13 protein-coding genes, 1 rRNA gene and 1 pseudogene are annotated in these 18,442 nt (G+C 59.9%); 5 read left to right on the forward strand and 10 right to left on the reverse strand.

Annotated features, from left to right (window positions below; translation table 11 throughout):
- Positions 1 to 107: 107 nt before the first annotated feature.
- A 5S ribosomal RNA gene (gene rrf, locus OK411_RS01795) occupies positions 108 to 223 on the forward strand.
- Positions 224 to 289: 66 nt separating this feature from the next.
- Here rrf and OK411_RS01800 read toward each other — a convergent pair.
- From OK411_RS01800 to OK411_RS01815, 4 genes are all read right to left on the reverse strand, one after another.
- Positions 290 to 1,468, reverse strand: a complete 1,179-nt coding sequence (locus OK411_RS01800) for a PepSY-associated TM helix domain-containing protein (protein ID WP_264364321.1) — start codon at positions 1,466 to 1,468, stop codon at positions 290 to 292.
- Between the two features lie 75 nt (positions 1,469 to 1,543).
- Positions 1,544 to 4,045, reverse strand: a complete 2,502-nt coding sequence (locus OK411_RS01805) for a TonB-dependent siderophore receptor (RefSeq protein WP_264364322.1) — start codon at positions 4,043 to 4,045, stop codon at positions 1,544 to 1,546.
- Positions 4,046 to 4,132: 87 nt separating this feature from the next.
- Positions 4,133 to 5,134 (reverse strand): FecR domain-containing protein, encoded by a 1,002-nt coding sequence (locus OK411_RS01810; protein WP_024011105.1) that lies wholly within the window; start codon positions 5,132 to 5,134, stop codon positions 4,133 to 4,135.
- The gene (locus OK411_RS01815) at positions 5,134 to 5,634 is read right to left on the reverse strand and encodes a sigma-70 family RNA polymerase sigma factor (protein ID WP_041479723.1); all 501 of its coding nucleotides are present in this window, start codon (positions 5,632 to 5,634) and stop codon (positions 5,134 to 5,136) included. The genes OK411_RS01810 and OK411_RS01815 overlap by 1 nt, the downstream gene beginning before the upstream one ends.
- 312 nt (positions 5,635 to 5,946) lie before the next feature.
- On the opposite strand from OK411_RS01815, the pseudogene OK411_RS27060 reads away from it, so the two are divergent.
- Positions 5,947 to 6,972: pseudogene (locus tag OK411_RS27060) on the forward strand (cache domain-containing protein); the annotation flags it as partial.
- A gap of 69 nt (positions 6,973 to 7,041) precedes the next feature.
- Complete coding sequence (locus OK411_RS27065) at positions 7,042 to 7,827, forward strand: methyl-accepting chemotaxis protein (protein WP_370593577.1); 786 nt, start codon at positions 7,042 to 7,044, stop codon at positions 7,825 to 7,827.
- 126 nt (positions 7,828 to 7,953) lie between these two features.
- On the opposite strand, the gene OK411_RS01825 is transcribed toward OK411_RS27065, so the two are convergent.
- The 5 genes from OK411_RS01825 to OK411_RS01845 form a co-directional block, all read right to left on the reverse strand.
- Complete coding sequence (locus OK411_RS01825; RefSeq protein WP_130899331.1) at positions 7,954 to 8,421, reverse strand: SRPBCC family protein; 468 nt, start codon at positions 8,419 to 8,421, stop codon at positions 7,954 to 7,956.
- A gap of 22 nt (positions 8,422 to 8,443) precedes the next feature.
- Entirely contained in the window at positions 8,444 to 11,836 is a 3,393-nt protein-coding gene (locus OK411_RS01830) for a non-ribosomal peptide synthetase (RefSeq protein WP_264364323.1), read from the reverse strand.
- A gap of 10 nt (positions 11,837 to 11,846) precedes the next feature.
- Positions 11,847 to 12,776, reverse strand: coding sequence for a diiron oxygenase (locus OK411_RS01835; RefSeq protein WP_217879110.1), 930 nt, complete (start codon positions 12,774 to 12,776; stop codon positions 11,847 to 11,849).
- Complete coding sequence (locus OK411_RS01840) at positions 12,773 to 13,549, reverse strand: DUF3050 domain-containing protein (protein WP_041479717.1); 777 nt, start codon at positions 13,547 to 13,549, stop codon at positions 12,773 to 12,775. Before OK411_RS01840 ends, OK411_RS01835 begins: the two co-directional genes overlap by 4 nt.
- 699 nt (positions 13,550 to 14,248) lie before the next feature.
- The gene (locus OK411_RS01845; RefSeq protein WP_016772282.1) at positions 14,249 to 14,959 is read right to left on the reverse strand and encodes a GntR family transcriptional regulator; all 711 of its coding nucleotides are present in this window, start codon (positions 14,957 to 14,959) and stop codon (positions 14,249 to 14,251) included.
- A 196-nt stretch (positions 14,960 to 15,155) separates the two neighbouring features.
- On the opposite strand from OK411_RS01845, the gene lapG reads away from it, so the two are divergent.
- Both lapG and lapD read left to right on the forward strand, forming a co-directional pair.
- On the forward strand, positions 15,156 to 15,848 hold the full coding sequence (gene lapG / locus OK411_RS01850) for a cysteine protease LapG (RefSeq protein ID WP_024011112.1): 693 nt from the start codon (positions 15,156 to 15,158) through the stop codon (positions 15,846 to 15,848).
- A 14-nt stretch (positions 15,849 to 15,862) separates the two neighbouring features.
- A complete protein-coding gene (gene lapD / locus OK411_RS01855; RefSeq protein WP_136494197.1) occupies positions 15,863 to 17,809 on the forward strand; it encodes a cyclic di-GMP receptor LapD in 1,947 nt (648 codons plus the stop codon).
- A gap of 209 nt (positions 17,810 to 18,018) precedes the next feature.
- Here lapD and OK411_RS01860 read toward each other — a convergent pair whose 3' ends face one another.
- Positions 18,019 to 18,357: a hypothetical protein gene (locus OK411_RS01860; protein WP_016772279.1), complete on the reverse strand. Its 339-nt coding sequence runs from the start codon at positions 18,355 to 18,357 to the stop codon at positions 18,019 to 18,021.
- Between the last annotated feature and the right edge of the window lie 85 nt (positions 18,358 to 18,442).

The raw sequence follows: 18,442 nt of genomic DNA on the forward strand, positions 1-18,442 counted from the left end.
GATTAAATTCCGAAACCCCAATTGCGAAAGCAGTTGGGGTTTTGTTTTAGTAGAAGTTCCTGTTTTTGCTGGCTTGTTACCGTGTTGACGGGCCAGATAAAGAATTTCTTGACGACCATAGAACATTGGAACCACCTGATCCCATCCCGAACTCAGCAGTGAAACGATGTATCGCCGATGGTAGTGTGGGGTTTCCCCATGTGAGAGTAGGTCATCGTCAAGATTGAATTCCGAAACCCCTGTCTGCTAACGCAGACAGGGGTTTTGTCATTTAAGCGTGTACGAAAGATCATGCCGTTCTGCGAGTCTTGCTGTTGCGTCTTGCCTGCCACTTGCGCCACCAGATATAAACCCCCGTCCCTGATAACCCCGCAATCAACACACCCAGTACCGCGATCATTACCTGCCCTGTCACCCCGATGATCCGTCCCCCATGTATCGGCAACTGGAGTCGATAGAACTGCTCTCCGAGCGTGCCCTGTCCCGCGATCTCCTGTCCCAATAATCGGCCATCGGTACCGTGAAAGAACAACCAGGATTTTCCATGTGCGTCCGTATCGTGCTGTCCAAATCCTGCGCCGTAGAAGTTGTACTCAAAGCTGTAATACAACTCGCCGATCGCCGCCGTCAGTCCTAATCGTTCCCCTTCCTGCAATGCCCTTTCGTACGCCTGTTGATAACTCAACTGTGTCGTCCCCAGTTGATCGGCGGGCATTCGTCCTCTGGCTTCATATACGCTCGGCTCGATGGGCGAAAACAACGAAACCGCAGGCTTGAATACCTGGCTCGGCAAATTTATCGCCACGCTACTAACGGCGATCGGTAAGAGCAGTAGCCACAACCACAATCCGCCAGCGCGATGCAGATCGAAGTTCAAGCGGTAGGCATGCCCGCCTTTGACCTTCCACGCAGTAGCCCACTTCTTCCAGAATGGCTTGCCACGCGGCAAGGTCAGCCACAATGCGACAAAGCAGTCGATCACCCACGCGATGGCCACCCCACCCATTAACAGCAATCCCCAGTTACCCGGTAATGTCAGGTTGTAGTGAAACTCCAGAATGAACGGGATGAAGTTCTCCCGCTGAAAACAGCATTCACCCCAGTAGCGTGCGCCTTTTTGCTCCGCGCTGACCGGGTCCAGATAGAACACCTGATTGCGCTCATCAAACGTCTGGCCCGTCGCCGGATCCTTACGGGGAACGGCCGCCAGTAGCGCCGTATGCCCCGTCTCATGGGGATACTCCATGTACCAGACTTGCAGTTTCGGATGTGCACTCTGCACTGCATCTACCAACGCGCCCGGCGACAAGCGCTCACCCACTGACGTCCCCTCGTAAAACTGCGGATTCAGCCACTCGTCCAGTTCGTGATTGAACGCCAGCACACTGCCGGTCAGCCCGGCCAACAATAAAAACACCGCAGTGGCCAAGCCAATGTACCGATGCAACAAAACCAGAAACGCACGCATACAAAACACCCCGAAGAAACGACAAAGCCAGCCCCTGATAGCAGGGGCTGGCTTTTTTACGCACAGGACATAGCTTTAGAACTGATAGCTGACGGTCGCCGCTACGTTGCGTTCTTCGCCCATGTAACAGAAGTTCAGACTGGCGCAGGACGCGACATAGGATTCATTGGTCAGGTTGTTCGCGTTGAGCCGAACATCAACACCCTTCAAACCAATCTTGCCCAGGTCATAACCAATCGAGGCATCGAACAGCGTGTAAGACGGCACCTTCATCGTGTTCTCCGCATCGGCCCAGCTGTAGCCGACATAGCGCACCCCACCACCCAGGCGCAGCCCATCAAGTGCGGCGCTGTCGAACTTGTAGTCAGCCCACAGCGAGGCCATGTGGCGCGGCGCTTGAGTTGGCGAGTTGCCCTTGTTCTCGATGACATCGGTCGGCGTGCTCAAGGTGCTGATCATCGATTTGGAATACTCGATATCAGTGAAGGTGTAACTGCCCAGTACTTTGAAGTTATCGGTCAGTAGCATATGCGCTTCCAGCTCCAGACCTTGCGAGCGTACGGCACCGACCGCGCGATAGAAGTTTTCCTGCGGCAGTTTGGTCGCGAGGTTTTCCTGGTCGATGCGGAACAGCGAGGCGGTGAACAGGTTATCGGTGCCCGGCGGCTGATACTTCAAACCGACTTCCCACTGTGTGCCATCGGTAGGGGGGAGTGGATTACCGGCGCTGTCGGCATAGGAGTTCGGGTTAAACGACTCGGAGTAGCTGATGTATGGCGCCAGACCGTTATCAAACAGGTATAAAGCGCCGGCACGCCCAGTGAGTTTCGTGCGCCGATCATTGATCTCTGTACCCACCGGGCGCCCCGCTTCGGCGATGCGGTTTTCATCGGATGTCTCGACCCAGTCCTGACGCAGGCCCAGCGAGAAGCGCCACTTGTCCATCTCGATCAGGTCTTGCAGATACACACCGGTCTGCTCCAGACGACGCAAATAGCTGGTGTCGCCGTACATTTCGATCGCCGAATTGCCATACACCGGATTGAACGCATTGATCGGCGCGAGCCCACCGCTGGTCCAGTCGACCACGGTTTTGCGCCGTTGATAATCCGTGCCCATCAGCACCGTGTGCTTGGTCGCGCCGGTGAAGAATTCGGCCTGCAACATGTTGTCGACGATGAACGCATGCAGGCGCTCATCACCGCCGGTGTAATAGCGGTTCAGTTCATTGCTGGTCGGGGTGGTCCAGCCATAGGCGTAGACCTGATCCATGTTCACTTTGGAATCGAGATAGCGGAAGTTCTGCCGCGCTGTGAAGACATCGTTGAAGCGATGTTCGAACTGATAGCCGAACGACTGCTGGTCACGAGAGTAGCCGTCGATCCCCGGTTCGCCCTCGAAGAAGCGCGGCGAGATGCGCTCGCCATTGCGCTGATGGATCGTGCCGTCCGCCGGAACGCCGCCGTGATAGCCGCCGTCCGGATCGTGCTGCAGATAGGCTTGCAGAGTCAGCGAGGTGTCTTCGCTGAAATCGATGCTCAGCGTCGGCGCAAGGGCGAAGCGTTTTTCCTTGTTATGGTCGAATTGCGTGTCGGACTGATCGCTCAATCCGGTCAGACGATAGGCAATGCGCTTGTCGTCATCGACCGGACCGCTGAAGTCAAACCCAACCCCACGCTGGCCTTGCGTCCCCACTGTCGCCTGCACCTGATGGTAGGCCTCATACAACGGCTTTTTGCTGGTCAGCGCGACCAGACCGCCAGGCGAGCTACGGCCGTACAGCACGGACGACGGGCCTTTGAGAATGTCCACACGCTCAAGGAAATACGGATCGACCTGCATGGTGCTGTAAGTGCCGCTGTCGCCCATCGACTTGAGGCCGTCGAGGTAGATGTTGTCCACCGAGCCGTCGTTGAAACCGCGCATCGCCACGTAGTCGTAACGGTGCGTAGCGCCATACGGGTTGGTCAGCACACCCGGGGTGTAGCGCATCGCTTGCGAGACGGTCTGCGAGCCTTGGTCATCCATTTGCTCGCGTGTGACCACGGACACGCTTTGCGAAGTTTCCAGCAGGGCGGTACTGGTCTTGGTGGCGATCTGGCTGTGCGTGGCGTTGTAGCCGGCCATGCTGCCCAGCGCGTTGCCGAGGGCGAAACCTTTGATGTCGGTGGTCGGCAAGGCCAGTGCTTCGCTTTCAGCCAGTGGACGCAGGATGTAACTGCTGCCGTCCTGGCTGACTGCTTCCAGCCCTGAGCCGCCAAGCAAATGGCTCAAGGCCTGGTCGGTCGAATATTCACCCTGCACGCCGGGAGATTGCTGACCTTGAGTCTGTTGCGGCGTCATCGCCAAGGTGATGCCGGCCTGCCGGGCAAACTGATTCAACGCCTCGCCCAATGGCCCGGCAGCAATGTTGTAGCGGTGGCTGATCTCGGTGCCGGTGTTGGCGGCCAGACTCAGGCTCGGTAATACGCTGACGCCCAGCGCGGTGGTCAGCAGTGCCGCCCGAACCGCATGGCGCAGTAGTGTCGATTCTGCAGTGAAATTCAGAGGGTTCTTACAAGTGGCGCGGACAGTCATTGTGGATTTCCGTAGGCAGTCGCGAGGGCTGATTTGAAGTGCTTACTGACTAAGCCGGACTGCCTGGAAAAACCCGCCAAAAAAATTTCACACCGCATGCTCAAGGGTCACCCACCAGCGGGTGCGATAGCGCAGTTGCACCGGCAACGTCTGCGGCAGAATCGCCAGCAGCCTGTCGGTGTCCTCCAGACGAAACACTCCAGAGAGGCGCAGGTCTGCGATATCCGCCGAACAATGGAGATAACCCGGGCGATAACGGCCGACTTCAGCGAGGAAGTCGCCCAGCCGCATATTGCGCGTGACAATCAAACCGTCGAGCCAGGCGCCCGCATCCATATCCAGCGTCGGCGCTGCGCGCAAACCGCTTTGGTCGACCAGAAAACTCTGCCCGGCGAGTGCTTCGAGGGAATGACCGCCAGCGCGAACCAACACTCGGCCACGGGTAACGCTGAGCCGCGTGCACTGTTCTTCCTGACGCAAAATGAAACGCGCATCGACCGGCGCATAACTGCCGTGGCGATTCTGTATGCGCAGCGGTCGATCGGCCGCCGCGCCCTCGTCAGAGCCGCCGCAGGTAACGATGATCTCGCCACGGGTCAGTTTGATCAGGCGCTGCTGCGCGGTGTAATCCAGATCTACGGCGCTGGCGGTGTTGAGTTCGATGCGCGTGCCGTCGGGCAACTGGAAACCGCGCCGTTCGCCGGTCGCCGTCGCGTAGTCGGCACTCCATTGCTGCCAAGCGGCGCTGTCCTTGGCCAGCCACGCGGCGGAGCCCATCAACAGCGCGCCCGACAACAACTTCAAGGCCTGGCGTCGGCCCAGCCCCTGCGCACTGTTTTCCAAGGTGTTGAAAGCGACCTGCGCACCCGGCACGGCGCGCAGACTGGAGCTCAATTCGGCTTGCAGCGACTGCACCCGCTGCCAAGCGATTTCATGTTCGTGATGCTCGGCGCGCCACTGCTCGCATTGGCGAGTCAGCCGCGAATTGCCGTGGTTGTTGCGCAGCCGCAGCAGCCAGTGAATCGCTTGCTTGACCACCTGTTGGCGCGGTTCGACGCGGCGAGCGAGTGAGAGGTTATCCACAGGCATCAGCTTTCATACCGCAACACATAGCAGTGATACAGCGCATCGGCGACGTAGCGTTCCACAGAACGTACCGATACGCCCAACTGCTCGGCGATCTGTTTGTGAGTCAAACCTTCGCACTGCGCCAGGAGAAACGCCTGACGCACTTTCGGCTTCAGTCCTTCGAGCATGCGCGCAATGCTTTCCAGCAGTTCCAGCACCAACGCGCGCGATTCGGCGTCAGGTACTTCGCCTTCAGGCAAGTGAGCAATGGTCTCCAGATAGGCCCGCTCGATTTCCTCGCGGCGCCAATGATCGATCACCAGACCGCGCGCGATGGTTCGCAGGAAAGCTCGGGGCGCTTTCAGTTCGAGGCGTTCGGTGCGTTGCAGCAGGCGCAGGAAAGTGTCCTGAGCCAGATCCGCTGCATCCGCTGCGTTGCCCAGCCGCGCGCGCAGCCAAGCGTTGAGCCAGCCGTGATGACTACCGTAAAGCGCCTGTACGACCAACTCAGGTGAAGACATGACCACGCCAGCCCGAACGCCACAAATGATAATTAGTCGCATTGTCATCAAGGGTGACAGATTTTGCAACTGTCGCCCCTATGTCGATGCGGAAAACTCCCTTGCAGCCGCTCTGGCACGCCGTTCGGCGGGAATCCTGTCCAAAACCCGCCCATTTCTCACGCGCCCCTAAGATTTCTCCGACGCTGGCCGACAGACTGGTGAGAAATGCGTGCACCAAAGTAGAGCGGCCAGAAGAACGCTGCCTGCGCCGTACATGGAATGTTGCATCCGGAAACGCATCCCCACTTTTGGCATAAGAAGTCCCATGAAATGAATCTCAAGTTCAGCCATAAAATCCTCCTGGCCGCTTCGGGCGTCGTGGTCCTGGCGTTCGCGTTGTTCACGCTCTACAACGATTATCTGCAGCGAAACACCATTCGCCAGAACCTGCAGTCTTCCGTGCAACAGGCCGGTGACCTCACCGCCAGCAGCGTGCAGAACTGGATGAGCGGGCGCATTCTGGTGCTGGAAAACCTCGCGCAGAACGTTGCCCATCAAGGCCGGAATGCCGACTTGCCGGGTCTTGTCGATCAACCGGCCTTCACGTCGAACTTTCAGTTCACTTATGTCGGGCAGGCCAACGGTGTCTTCACTCAGCGTCCCGATGCGAAGATGCCGGACGGTTACGATCCGCGTCAGCGCCCTTGGTACAAGCAGGCCGTGGCCGCCGACAAAACCATGCTGACACCGCCTTACATGGCGGCCGTCGGTGGCCTGGTGGTGACCATCGCCATGCCGGTGAAGAAGGACGGTGAATTGCTCGGTGTGGTCGGTGGTGACCTGAGCCTGGAAACCCTGGTGAAGATCATCAACTCGGTGGACTTCGGTGGCCTCGGCCATGCGTTTCTGGTCAGTGCCGACGGTCAGGTGATCGTCAGCCCGGACAAAGATCAGGTAATGAAAAACCTCAAGGACATCTACCCGAACACCAGCGTGCGCATCGAGAAGGGCAACCAGAACGTCGTGCTCAACGGCCAGGAACGCATTCTCTCGTTCACCCCGGTCAGCGATCTGCCGAATGCGCAGTGGTACATCGGTCTGTCGATCGATCGCGACAAGGCCTACGCCGCACTCAGCCAATTCCGCACCTCGGCGTTGATCGCCATGTTTGTCGCGGTCGCGGCGATTGCGTTACTGTTGAGCCTGTTGATCAACGTGTTGATGCGTCCGCTGACCACCATGGGCCGCGCGATGAAAGACATCGCCCAGGGCGAGGGCGATCTGACCCGGCGTCTGGTGGTCGAGAGCAAAGACGAGTTCGGTGAACTGGGCAGCGCGTTCAACCAGTTCGTTGAACGGATTCACGCATCGATTTCCGAAGTGTCGTCGGCGACCCGTCACGTACATGACCTGTCGCAACGGGTGATGGCGTCGTCCAACGCTTCGATCGTCGGTTCCGACGAGCAAAGTGCGCGCACCAACAGCGTCGCGGCGGCGATCAATCAGCTAGGCGCCGCCACTCAAGAGATCGCGCGCAACGCGGCGGATGCTTCGCAGCACGCCAGTGGCGCTTCCGAGCAGGCCGACGACGGTCGTCAGGTGGTCGAGCAGACCATTCAGGCGATGACCGAGTTGTCGCAGAAGATCAGCCTGTCATGCACGCAGATCGAAACCTTGAATGCCAGCACCGACAACATCGGCCACATCCTCGATGTGATTAAAGGCATCTCGCAGCAGACCAACCTGCTGGCGCTCAACGCTGCTATCGAAGCCGCGCGTGCCGGTGAAGCCGGGCGCGGTTTTGCCGTGGTTGCCGATGAGGTGCGTAACCTCGCGCATCGCACCCAGGAATCGGCGGAAGAGATCCACAAGATGATCACCTCGCTGCAGGTCGGCTCGCGCGAAGCGGTGAGCACGATGAACGCCAGTCAGGCGTCCAGCGAGCAAAGCGTGGAAGTGGCGAATCAGGCCGGTCTGCGTCTGGTCAGCGTGACCCAGCGCATCGGCGAAATCGACGGTATGAACCAATCGGTTGCAGCTGCGACTGAAGAGCAGACGGCGGTGGTGGAAACGCTGAACGTCGACGTCAATCAGATCAACCTGTTGAACCAGCAGAGCGTGGCCAACCTCAACGAAACGTTGAAGGATTGTGATGCGTTGTCGCAGCAGGCGAACCGGTTGAAGCAGTTGGTCGACAGTTTCAAGATCTGATTCACAGATCGCAGACCGCGTTATCGTTCTTCGCGAGCAGGCTCGCTCCCACAGGGAAATGCATTCCAAATGTGGGAGCGAGCCTGCTCGCGAAAGCGGCGGTTCAATCACCGCCAAACCGATGCCTTAAACAAACAGCTTCAGCACATTGCCCATCGCATCATCGGCAAACCCCTGCACGAAATCCCTGAACCCCGGCAATGCTTCATCCCCACCCGCAGCCGGTTCGGCAATGATCGTCCAGGTCGCTCGCGACTTCCCTGCGCTCAGCGATTCCACTTGCATCGCCGCCCACAGATTCCCCACCCCCAACGTGTTGTAGATCGTCGTCCAGGTCATGCGCCGCGCCTGTTCATCGCGCGAGTTGAGTTGTTCGACCACGACGTTGCCGTCCTTGAAGACTTTCTTGCGCAGCGAAGACACGCCTTCGCCGGTCATTTCGGTGTGCGACAGCGCTGGAATGAATCGTTCGAAGCCAGCGAAATCGCCAACGATCGCCCAGACTTGTGCCGCATCCCCCGGCACTTCCACCGACGACACAACGTGGCAGCCTTGCGGGTTTTTGATCAGGGTGTCGGGTTGCAGATTGCTCATGGTGTTACTCCTTGTGGATGAGTCAGATGAAGTTGATTTCTTTCAGGTAGTCGCAGCCGCGACGCAGCAGCGCCGGGGATTTCTGTGGGTAGTGCGCGCCCATCTGCCGCACGCCGGCCTCGGCGTTGGCGTGACCGATCAGGGAGATGTCGCCGATGTCTTCTTCGAAGCCGTTGAGGTAGAAACCGAGCACGCCGAACAGCGCGTTGTCGGCGTCGACCCGGTTCAGTTGCTGTTGCCAATCGGCGACGCTGACCAGCGAAAATTCGCTGCCGGTTTCGCGGAACGAAGCGACGTAGGCATCCCAGCTCAGCGGCTCGGGGTTGTGCAGATTGAACACCGCGCGATCCGCTGAATAACGGCTGGCATGGAAGGCGATGAAGCGGGCGAGAAAGTCCACCGGCATCAGGTCGAAATTCAGCGCGAAGGCCGGCACCTGTCCGAGCTGGATCGAGCCTTTGAGCATCAGCATCAAACGGTTTTTATGCGGCTGGCAAACGCCGCTGAGGCTGTTGAAACTGATGTTGCCGGGGCGATACAGATTGACCCGAACACCACGCTCGCGCGCCCGTTCGAGGATGCGTTCGCCGACCCACTTCGACAGGTTGTAGCCGTTGCGAATGTAGATCGGCGGCGTCGCGGCGGCGGGTAGTTCCAGCACTCGACCGGCGTCATCCACGGTGCTGGATGCCGACAGGGTCGAGACGAAGTTGAAGACCTTTTTGCGCTGCCCTTCGCACAGCTTCAGCAGGGCGAAGATCGGCTCGACGTTATCCGCCGCCAGGGACTCGTAATCGAGCACGTGGTTGACGTTCGCGGCGTTGTGCACCAGTGCGCCGAACTCGCGATCCAGGCGCTGATAATCCTCATCGCCTAGGCCCAGTTGCGGACGGCTGATATCAGCTGCATAAACCCGCACACGGCTCAGGTCGAGGTGCTCCAGCCGGTTCTCGCGCAGTGCCTGAGCGAAGCGTTGCGCCGCCGTTTGCCCGGCGCCGTCGCGGACCAGACAGGCCACTTCGCTGGCGCCCCAACCGAGCAGCGCTTCGACGATGTGCACGCCGACAAAACTGTTGGCACCGGTGACGATGACCTTGTGCACATCGCCCATGCGGCTGATCGGCAGCGGCTCGATATCCAGCGCGCGCTCGGCGTCGGCCATGGCCTGAGCGCTGAGTACCGCGCTGTCATCGGTACCGCGCACCAGCGTCGCCAGTTTGCTGATCGTGGGCAGTTCGATGAAGCGATTGATCGAAATGCTTCGGCCGAATTCCTCACGCAAGCGCAGCAACATCCGCGACAGCAGAATCGAATGACCACCGAGATTGAAGAAGCTTTCGTCAGTGGAAATGTCGCTGGTCGGCAGCTCCAGCAATTCGGCCCAGACCTCAAGAAGCAGCGCTTCGTCAGCATTGGCCGGCAGGCATTTCGCAGCGCTGTCCTGGACCGTCACCGGCAATGCCAACAGCGCCTTGCGATCGACTTTGCCGTTACTGGCGAATGGCATCTGCGCCAGTTCGGTCCACGCTCCCGGTTGCATGTAGTCCGGCAGAAACTGCCGGGCGTGGGCTTTCAGTTCGTCCCGGGCAGTCTCGGTCTGTGGCTGGGCGAGGAACGCCAGAATGCGCCGCTGACTGTCGATGACCACAGCGATCTGCCGATACAAGCGGCTCTCGCGCAGGCAGCGCTCGATCTCTTCCGGCTCGACGCGAAAGCCACGGATTTTCACCTGATTGTCGCGCCGCCCGCACAGCTCGATACCGTGCTCGCCCCACTTGGCCATGTCGCCGCTGCGGTAGGCGCGCAGGGTCTCACCGCCGGGCAATGACAGGCTCAGATAACGCTCGGCGGTCTGCTGCGGATTGTTCAGGTAACCGAGGCAGACACCGGGGCCGACGATGAACAGCTCACCGACGGTTTGATCGGGCACCGGTTGCAGATCGTCGTCGAGAATCAGCACTCGACTGTTGGCGATCGGCCCTCCCAGCGTGCGGTTGCTGTCGCCCGGTTTGAGCTGGCGCGCGGTGATCAGCACGGTGGCTTCGGTCGGGCCATACAGGTTGTGCAGGGTGCCTTGACGGGTCAGTTGCTCGATGACGTACGGCTCGCAGACATCACCGCCGGTCATCACCTGAACGCCCTCCAGTTGTTCCAGCGGCAGGATGCTCAACAGCGCCGGTGGCAGGAAGGCGTGGGTCAGTTGCTGCCGGCGAATCAGCGCAATCAGCTGCAAAGGATCGCGGCGCTGTGTGTCGTCGGGCACGACCAGTTCCGCCCCTGCGAGCAGGCTTGGGAAGATGTCGATCAGCGAAGAATCGAAGCTCAGCGAAGAGAACTGCAACACCCGACTCTCGGCGTGCAGCTGCACGTAGTCGGCGTACCACGCGGTGAAATGGGCGAGATTGGCCTGGCTGAGCAGCACGCCTTTCGGATGCCCGGTGGTACCCGAGGTGTAGAGCGCCATGCACGGCGCATCAAGTTCCGGGCGGTGCTGCATCAGCGGCCGGTCGAGATCGGCGTTCGGCGCTTCGATGCCACTGACATCCAGCCCCGCTATCGATTCGCTGAGCGCCTGCTGTCCATCGTGAAGCAACAGCACCGCGCCGGCGTTTTCCAGGATGTATTGCTGGCGCTGCAAGGGATGGCTCGGCTCCAGCGGCAAGTACACCGCGCCGCTGCCGAGAATCGCCAGAATCGAGGCGAATAGTGCCGGGCTTTTGCCTTGGCAGACAGCGACCACCCACGGCTGCGGATATTGCTCAAGCAAGGGCAGCAACCGCTGCTGGATCGCCCGGCTGTGGGCGTGCAATTGGCGGTAGCTGATGGACTGTCCGCCGAGGTGCAGCGCCGGTCGTTCGGCATGTTCGATCAGGCTTTGTCGCAGGCGCTCGATCAGCGGGATCTGCGCTTGTTGCAGCAGCGCCGGATTTGCCGTGTCGTTGAGACGGTGGACATACGCCAGTTTGTCGAGAAACAGCAGATCTTCCAGGCGTTCGAAATCGGGCGCTTTGAGGGCCGGGGCATGCCTCAAATAATCGGCATCGCGGGAAAAGCGGCTGACCAGCAACGCCACTTCGTCGACCACATGGGCGAGCGCTCGTTGGCGTAGCGACTGACCGTTGCCGGACGGCTCATCGCCGATCGGCACACGGCTGATCAGCGACGAGCCGAGAAAGCACAGCAAGTCGAGGGTCGGCAGGCCGCCATGCTCTTGCGCGGCGACACCCAGGCGCAGGTGCAGATGCGGGATGGCGCAGAAGTCGCCGGCAGCGATAAAACCATCGTCGATGATCAGATCCACCGCCGTTTGAGCCACGCCGCTGCGGGTCACAGCATGGCCATGCTGTTCGAGTTCCCGGGCCAGGTCGGTCATGGCCTGGCCGGCGCCGGTGAGCAAAATGTCGAGACGTTTCATGTCGGTCTCCTCAAACCAGATAGTCGCGCAGGGCGTGCTGCACGCACGGTGTGTCGAGCAGCGAGCTGTTGTGGAAAAACCTGACGATGTTGCCCACCAGCGGGTGGTGGCGATTGATCGGGAAGGCCAATCCGGCAATTTCTTCGCGCAGTGAATGGCGCGTGGTTTCGCTGACCGGCAGCGCATCGATCAGGCGCAAATCGAAGGACTTCTGGATGTCGTTGGTCAGGTAATGGCCGATGAACACCGGGAGAATCTGCGCGATGGTTTCGCGGTCCGTGTCGCTGGCGGTGTGCCAATAGATGCGCACCATCCGCGCCCAGAAACTCGAGTGGCGACCCTCGTCGAGCAAGTGGTCGGCCATCAGGCCCTTGATCGACGGCTTGACCGAATCGTCGCGGGCGAACGCCGCGACATCGCCGGTCACGGTGTTTTCGGCGATCGCCACGCAGATCAGTTCCACCGCGCTGCGCAGGTGGTCCGGAGCCAGCGCAACGGCGGCGGGAATCGCCCGGCTCAATTCGATTTCGTCGGGCAACGGAATCGGTTCGATACCGGTCAGTGCCACCGTTTGCTGCATGAAATCCATGGCCACCAGCGCGTGGTAATCCTCATCGACCACCACGGTCATCGCGTCGTAACGACAGGCGAACGGGAACGCCACGGCGAAGCGATTCTTGGCAATGCTGCGGGCGGTCTTGTCGACGATTTCCGTCTCGAAAATCACTACGTCGTTGATGAATTTGTACAACGTCTGCACCAGGGCGAAATCACGTTGCTGTGGGCATTCACGCAGGAAGGTTTCGCTGAGCACCAGCGGCTGGCGGCTGAGCGGGTAGATCAGGCGCTGATCGTCTTCCAGCAGCCGCCGTGGACGGGTGCGGATGGTCGCGCGGCTTTCCCAGGCCTCGGCGAAGGATTGATAGTCGGCAGCGTTCATTGGGCTACCTCGGCAACTTCCACGCCCATGCTCAGGCGCAGCCCGTCCCACAAGGCGATGCGGCTTTCCACGGCGGCGATGGCGCTGGCGTAAACCTCGGCTGCGCGCTGCGGATCGCCGTCCACCAGACGCTCCAGCAACTGCTCGGCGGCGGGGCCGTGATCTTCGGAATCGACTTCGATATGCCGTTGCAGGTAGTAACGGAAAGTCGGTGCCTGTTCGATGCCGATGCCCCAGTCATCGAGGATGCGCTGGAACATTGTCGGAATGACGCTCTCGCGACCATGCAGGAACGCGGCGGCAACGCTGTGTCCCGGCGCCTCCAGGGCAATGCGCAAGGTATCGCGGACAAACTGCGCGGCCGCCGGGTCGACGTCGACGCTCTGCAACGCGACGTCATAACTCACGCCTTCCTGCTGCAGGGCGACAAAGCGCTCTACCGCCGTGGTGCTCGCGCCGACTTCGCGCATCGCATCCAAGTACAACTCGAAGTGGCTGTAGTGGCCGGCATCGAGGCGATCGTCCGATTCCTCGCCCAGCACGATCTCGTTGATCAACCGCGCCGCGTGGGGATCGCGCGGCGGCAACCAGGGTAAACGCGTGCAGGTCAGTTCCTGTTGCAGGCGCTTGGTCAGCGACATGAAGTCCCATACGGCAAATACATGGGTTTCCATGAAACGACGTAATACCGATAACGAAGTAATCTCGGAAAAGATCGGGTGAATACTCAGTTCGGCTTTCTTCAGGGCGAGTTGCTGCTTAGTGGGCATCATGATGTCCTTTATCATTGATATGAAGTGCACGGTTCTTTTCAGTTGCTGTAAGCGGTCGAGCAAGTTGGATAGCAAGTTGGTCGGGCAAATATTGATTGCGCTGTGGCGCCGTTGCGGCGCCACGGGTGCTGCGGTTGTTACGTGAGGTATGCCGCGCTGAACGGCGACGTTCAAACCTGGCGAGAGAAAAACTAATACAGGGCAAATGCATTTAACAAGTTTATTTTCAATTATTTTAAGTTGGTTGTTTTTTTGAATATGAGAGTTACCGATAAAACTTTCAGATCAAGTTTTATTAGGGCGTAGTTACTCCTTTCGGCTAATAACGGCCAAAATCGATAACAAGAGTGAATGCCTCACTCGAAGCAACTTTTAAACAAGGGGATTGATTTAATTCAAAGGGGCGAAAGTTGGCCGGGACCGGCGCCATGACTTCCTGTTTCCCGTGACAAGGCTCCTTCCGTAGGTTCCTGTTGCGGGGACTGTGCCGTCAGGGCGGCGCGTCCCCGTTCTGTAGGGGTGGCGCTGGAAGAGTGCGGGTAAATTGCCGTCACGGCTATTACCGATTGGTCATCGGCGGGCAGCAGAAATGCGTCGGCAGGGCCGGGGCGGGCACCAGCGGGCACGCCGATCCGCTGCCAGAGCCGGCAGCAGAGCGGTCGCGAAGATTTGTAAGGGGATTATTCGACGTACGAGATATCAGCGTGCGGTGTGACGCTTCTGTGCGGCGGGAGTCGCCAGGTAGCGGGTGATCACCTCAACGCCACGGTTGAGGTGCTGCTCCAGCATTGCGAGCGAGCGCGGTATGTCCCGCTCGATTACGGCCTGAAGCATGGCGCGGTGGTCATCCTGGGACAGCTTGCCCAAGCCCATCGCTTCCAGATTGAACCGCAGAAAACGTTCCTCTTCGTTCAGCCCGTCCTCCACCAGGCGCAGCAGTCGCTGGTTGGGCGCCTTGCTGTACAGGGCCATGTGGAAGAGACGGTTGAGGCGGCCGATTTCGTTGTAGTCGTGCTGCGCTTCCAGTTCGTCGATGTAGCCGGCGGCGAGTTGATGCTCGGCCTCAGTCAGCAGCGGAATGGACTGCCGCAATGCCTCGGATTCGAGCAGAATGCGCAACTCGTAGGTTTCAGCGGCATCGCCCTGGATCAGCGGGGCGACCACGGCGCCTTTGTGCGTAGTGACGCTAAGCAGCTCCTGCGCTTCGAGCTGGCGCAAGGCTTCGCGCACCGGCATGCGGCTGACCCCGAACAGATCGGCCAGATCCTGCTGGCGCAGTGCAGTGCCACAGGGCAGGCGGCCATCGAGAATGGCCGAGCGCAGAGTTTCTTCGATCACCGACCGGGCCAGATGCGCAGGAATCGGTCCTTCGACTTTGATGCTGTGCAGCGGTTTGGGCTTCTGAGTCACGACAACACACCCTGTAGGTCGCAATATTTGGATCCAAATGACACTAGTGATTGCTCTACAGGTTGTCAAACCTTGTAAAACGTTGCGCGGCAATCTCAAGTCTAGCGCGTCTTCGATGATCTCACGGTGCCATTGTTTTTTGCCGGGCTAAGCTTCACCATCAAACGCTTCCTTTCTGTCCTTCTGGAAACCTGCAGTGGCGGTACGTTTCGCGATCCCTCGGACCTTGCGCTGGCTTGGCTGCGCATTGCTGCTGGCCGGCGTCATGCTGGGCGGTCTGCACGCCGATTGGGATTTTTCCGCGATCAGCCGCAAGGCCACTGCTCTCTATGGGCCACTGGGCGCGGGGCAGCAGCGCATCGATGCCTGGCAGAATCTGCTGGCCACGCAGAAGCAGGTCAGTGAGATGGACAAGCTCAAGGTGGTGAACCTGTTCTTCAACAAGCAGGTGCGTTACGTCGAAGACATCGATCTGTGGCGCGAAGTGGATTATTGGGAAACCCCGATCGAAGCCCTGTGGAAGGGCGCCGGTGACTGCGAAGACTACGCCATCGCCAAGTATTTCAGCCTGCGCCATCTCGGCGTTTCCAGTGACAAGCTGCGCATCACCTACGTCAAGGCGCTGCGCCAGAACCGCGCGCACATGGTGTTGACGTACTATGCGACCCCCGATGCCATGCCGCTGGTGCTCGACAGCCTGATCGATCCGATCCAGCCGGCGTCGCAGCGGACCGATTTGCTGCCGGTCTACTCTTTCAATGCCGAAGGTCTGTATCTGCCCGGCGCCAAGGGTAATAAAAAGGTCGGCGACACCAAACGCCTGTCGCGCTGGCAGGATGTGCTGAAAAAAATGCAGGCCGAAGGTTTTCCGGTCGAGACGACTAACTAGGAGCACGCGCTCAGATGTCTTTGTTCAAACAGCTGTTGATCGCTATCTGTCTGTTCCTGGTCGTGGCCTTCACCGGCAGCTTCATGGTCAGCCTGGAGAGCTCGCGCACCCAGTACGTCAATCAGTTGCGCTCCCACGCACAGGACGCGGCGACGGCGCTGGCATTGTCGCTGACGCCGAATATCGACGACCCGGCGATGGTCGAGCTGCTGGTCAGTTCGATTTTCGACAGCGGTTATTACGCGAGCATCCGCGTGGTCGACGTGAAGACCGAGCAGACCATTGTCGAGCGCAGCGGTGCCCCGGCGGTGAGCAATGTGCCGGACTGGTTCGTCAAACTGATCGGCCTCGAGCCGGCCGGTGGCGATGCGCTGGTCAGCCGTGGCTGGGAGCAGGCGGCGCGGGTCGAGGTGGTCAGCCATCCGATGTTCGCCGTGGCCAAGCTATGGCAGAGCGCACTGGGCAGCCTTGGCTGGTTGCTGATCTGCGGCGCATTGAGTGCGGTGCTCGGCGCGCTGTTGCTGCGTCGGCAGTTGAAGCCCCTCGATTACATGGTCCAGCAGTCCCATGCGATTGCCCGCCGCGAGTTTCTCAGCCTGCCGGATCTGCCGCGCACGCCTGAATTGCGTCGCGTGGTGCAGGCAATGAATCAGATGGTCGAGAAGCTCAAGACGCTGTTCCAGGAGCAGGCCGAGCGCAGTGAAAAACTGCGTACCGAGTCCTATCAGGACAACCTCACCGGCCTGGCCAATCGCCGCTATTTCGAGATGCAATTGAACAACCGCGTGAGCAACCCGGAGCAGGCCAGTTCCGGTTATCTGCTGCTGTTGCGGGTCAAGGACCTGGCCGGTCTCAACCAGCGTCTCGGCGGCCAGCGTACTGACCAATTGCTCAAGGCCGTCGGTGAGCAACTGACCCGCGAGTGCGCCAGATATCCACAAACCCAGGACTTGGTCACGCGTATTCGCGGCGGTGAATTCGCCGTGCTGGCGCCGGGGCTGGTGCGCGAGGAAGCGTTGCAGCTGGCGCAGAATCTCGACAATGCCTTGAGCAGCCTGCATGCCACCGGCGCGACCGATGTGCCGGCGGTGGCTTCGATCGGGCTGGCGCCCTTCGCTCACGGCGACTCCCCGCAAGCGGTGCTGACACTGGGCGATCAGGCACTCGCGCAGGCCGAAGGGCAGGGCGAGCAGAATTGGGCGTGCATCGATCAGAGTCTGGTGGCGGAGGTCGGCGATGATCACCACGCCTGGCATCGACTGCTGGATCAGGCCTTGAGTCAGCAGCGTTTCGAGTTGTATTTCCAACCGGTGGTCGCTGCGCAGGACACGCAACTGGTGCTGCATTACAAGGTCCTGTCGCGCTTGCTCGACGAGCAGGGCCAGACCATTCCCGCCGGGCGCTTTCTGCCGTGGCTGGAGCGCTTCGGCTGGACCGCGCGGCTCGATCGGCTGATGCTCGAACGCGTGCTCGAGCAGATGAAGGGGCACGAGGATTCGCTGGCGCTGAACCTGTCCTCGGCAACGCTGGCCGACCCGCAGGCGCTGAACAAAATCTTCGAGATTCTGCGCGCGCATTCCAATCTCGGCGCACGCCTGACTCTGGAGATCGGCGAGGAGCAACTGCCTGAACAAGCGGTGCTGGAGCAGTTGACCCGACGCCTGCGCGAGCTGGGCTTCTCGCTGAGCCTGCAGCGCTTCGGCGGACGCTTTAGCATGATCGGCAACCTGGCGCGGTTGGGCCTGGCGTATTTGAAGATCGATGGCAGCTACATCCGCGCGATCGATCAGGAGAGCGACAAGCGCCTGTTCATCGAAGCGATCCAGCGCGCGGCGCACAGCATCGATCTGCCGCTGATTGCCGAACGGGTCGAGACTGAAGGGGAGCTGTCAGTGATTCGCGAGATGGGCTTGTATGGCGTGCAGGGGCAGTTGCTCGGTGAACCGAAGCCTTGGGGGTGAGCCAAGAAGCGCCCTCACCCTAACCCTCTCCCAGAGGGAGAGGGGACTGGCCGTGGGATATTTACGAGATACGCCGACGTGCAAGAGCTCCACTGAATCCAAAATCGACTCGATCTCTCAGGTCGATGGATAGCGCAAGACACCTCGATCGGCCCCCTCTCCCTCCAGGAGAGGGCTGGGGTGAGGGTAAGCTTTGGATCTTGGGAGGATCAGATCAACCCGCCCTCATCCTCATCGATCAACTGGCTCAACCCGCCCAGCGCTTCACGTGCCTGGGTACGGTCCATCAGTTTGGCCTGGGCCGCCGCTGGCAGGTCGGTGACGCGGATCACGCCTTTCTGGGTCAGCACCTGGATCAGGTCGTCGAGTACCCGAATCATTTCAAAGTCGCTCTGCTTGAGCTGTTTGAGGCTGTTTTCCACGGCTTCGTTGGCGTACCACGCCTGAATTTCATGGTTATCGGCGGGCAGCGTTTCCGTGGCCTCGGCGTACGCCGCAGCTTCCACGCGAATCAACTGGCCCTGCGCATCGCGTTGCACGTAAAACATTGAGCATCCCTCACAAATGAACAGCGTCATGCTGTCAGCAGCATAGCCAACTGCGCGCCAGTATGCGGGGCGACGATCAAATCGT

The organism is Pseudomonas sp. RG1 (assembly GCF_025910115.1).
GTDB lineage: Bacteria > Pseudomonadota > Gammaproteobacteria > Pseudomonadales > Pseudomonadaceae > Aquipseudomonas > Aquipseudomonas atacamensis.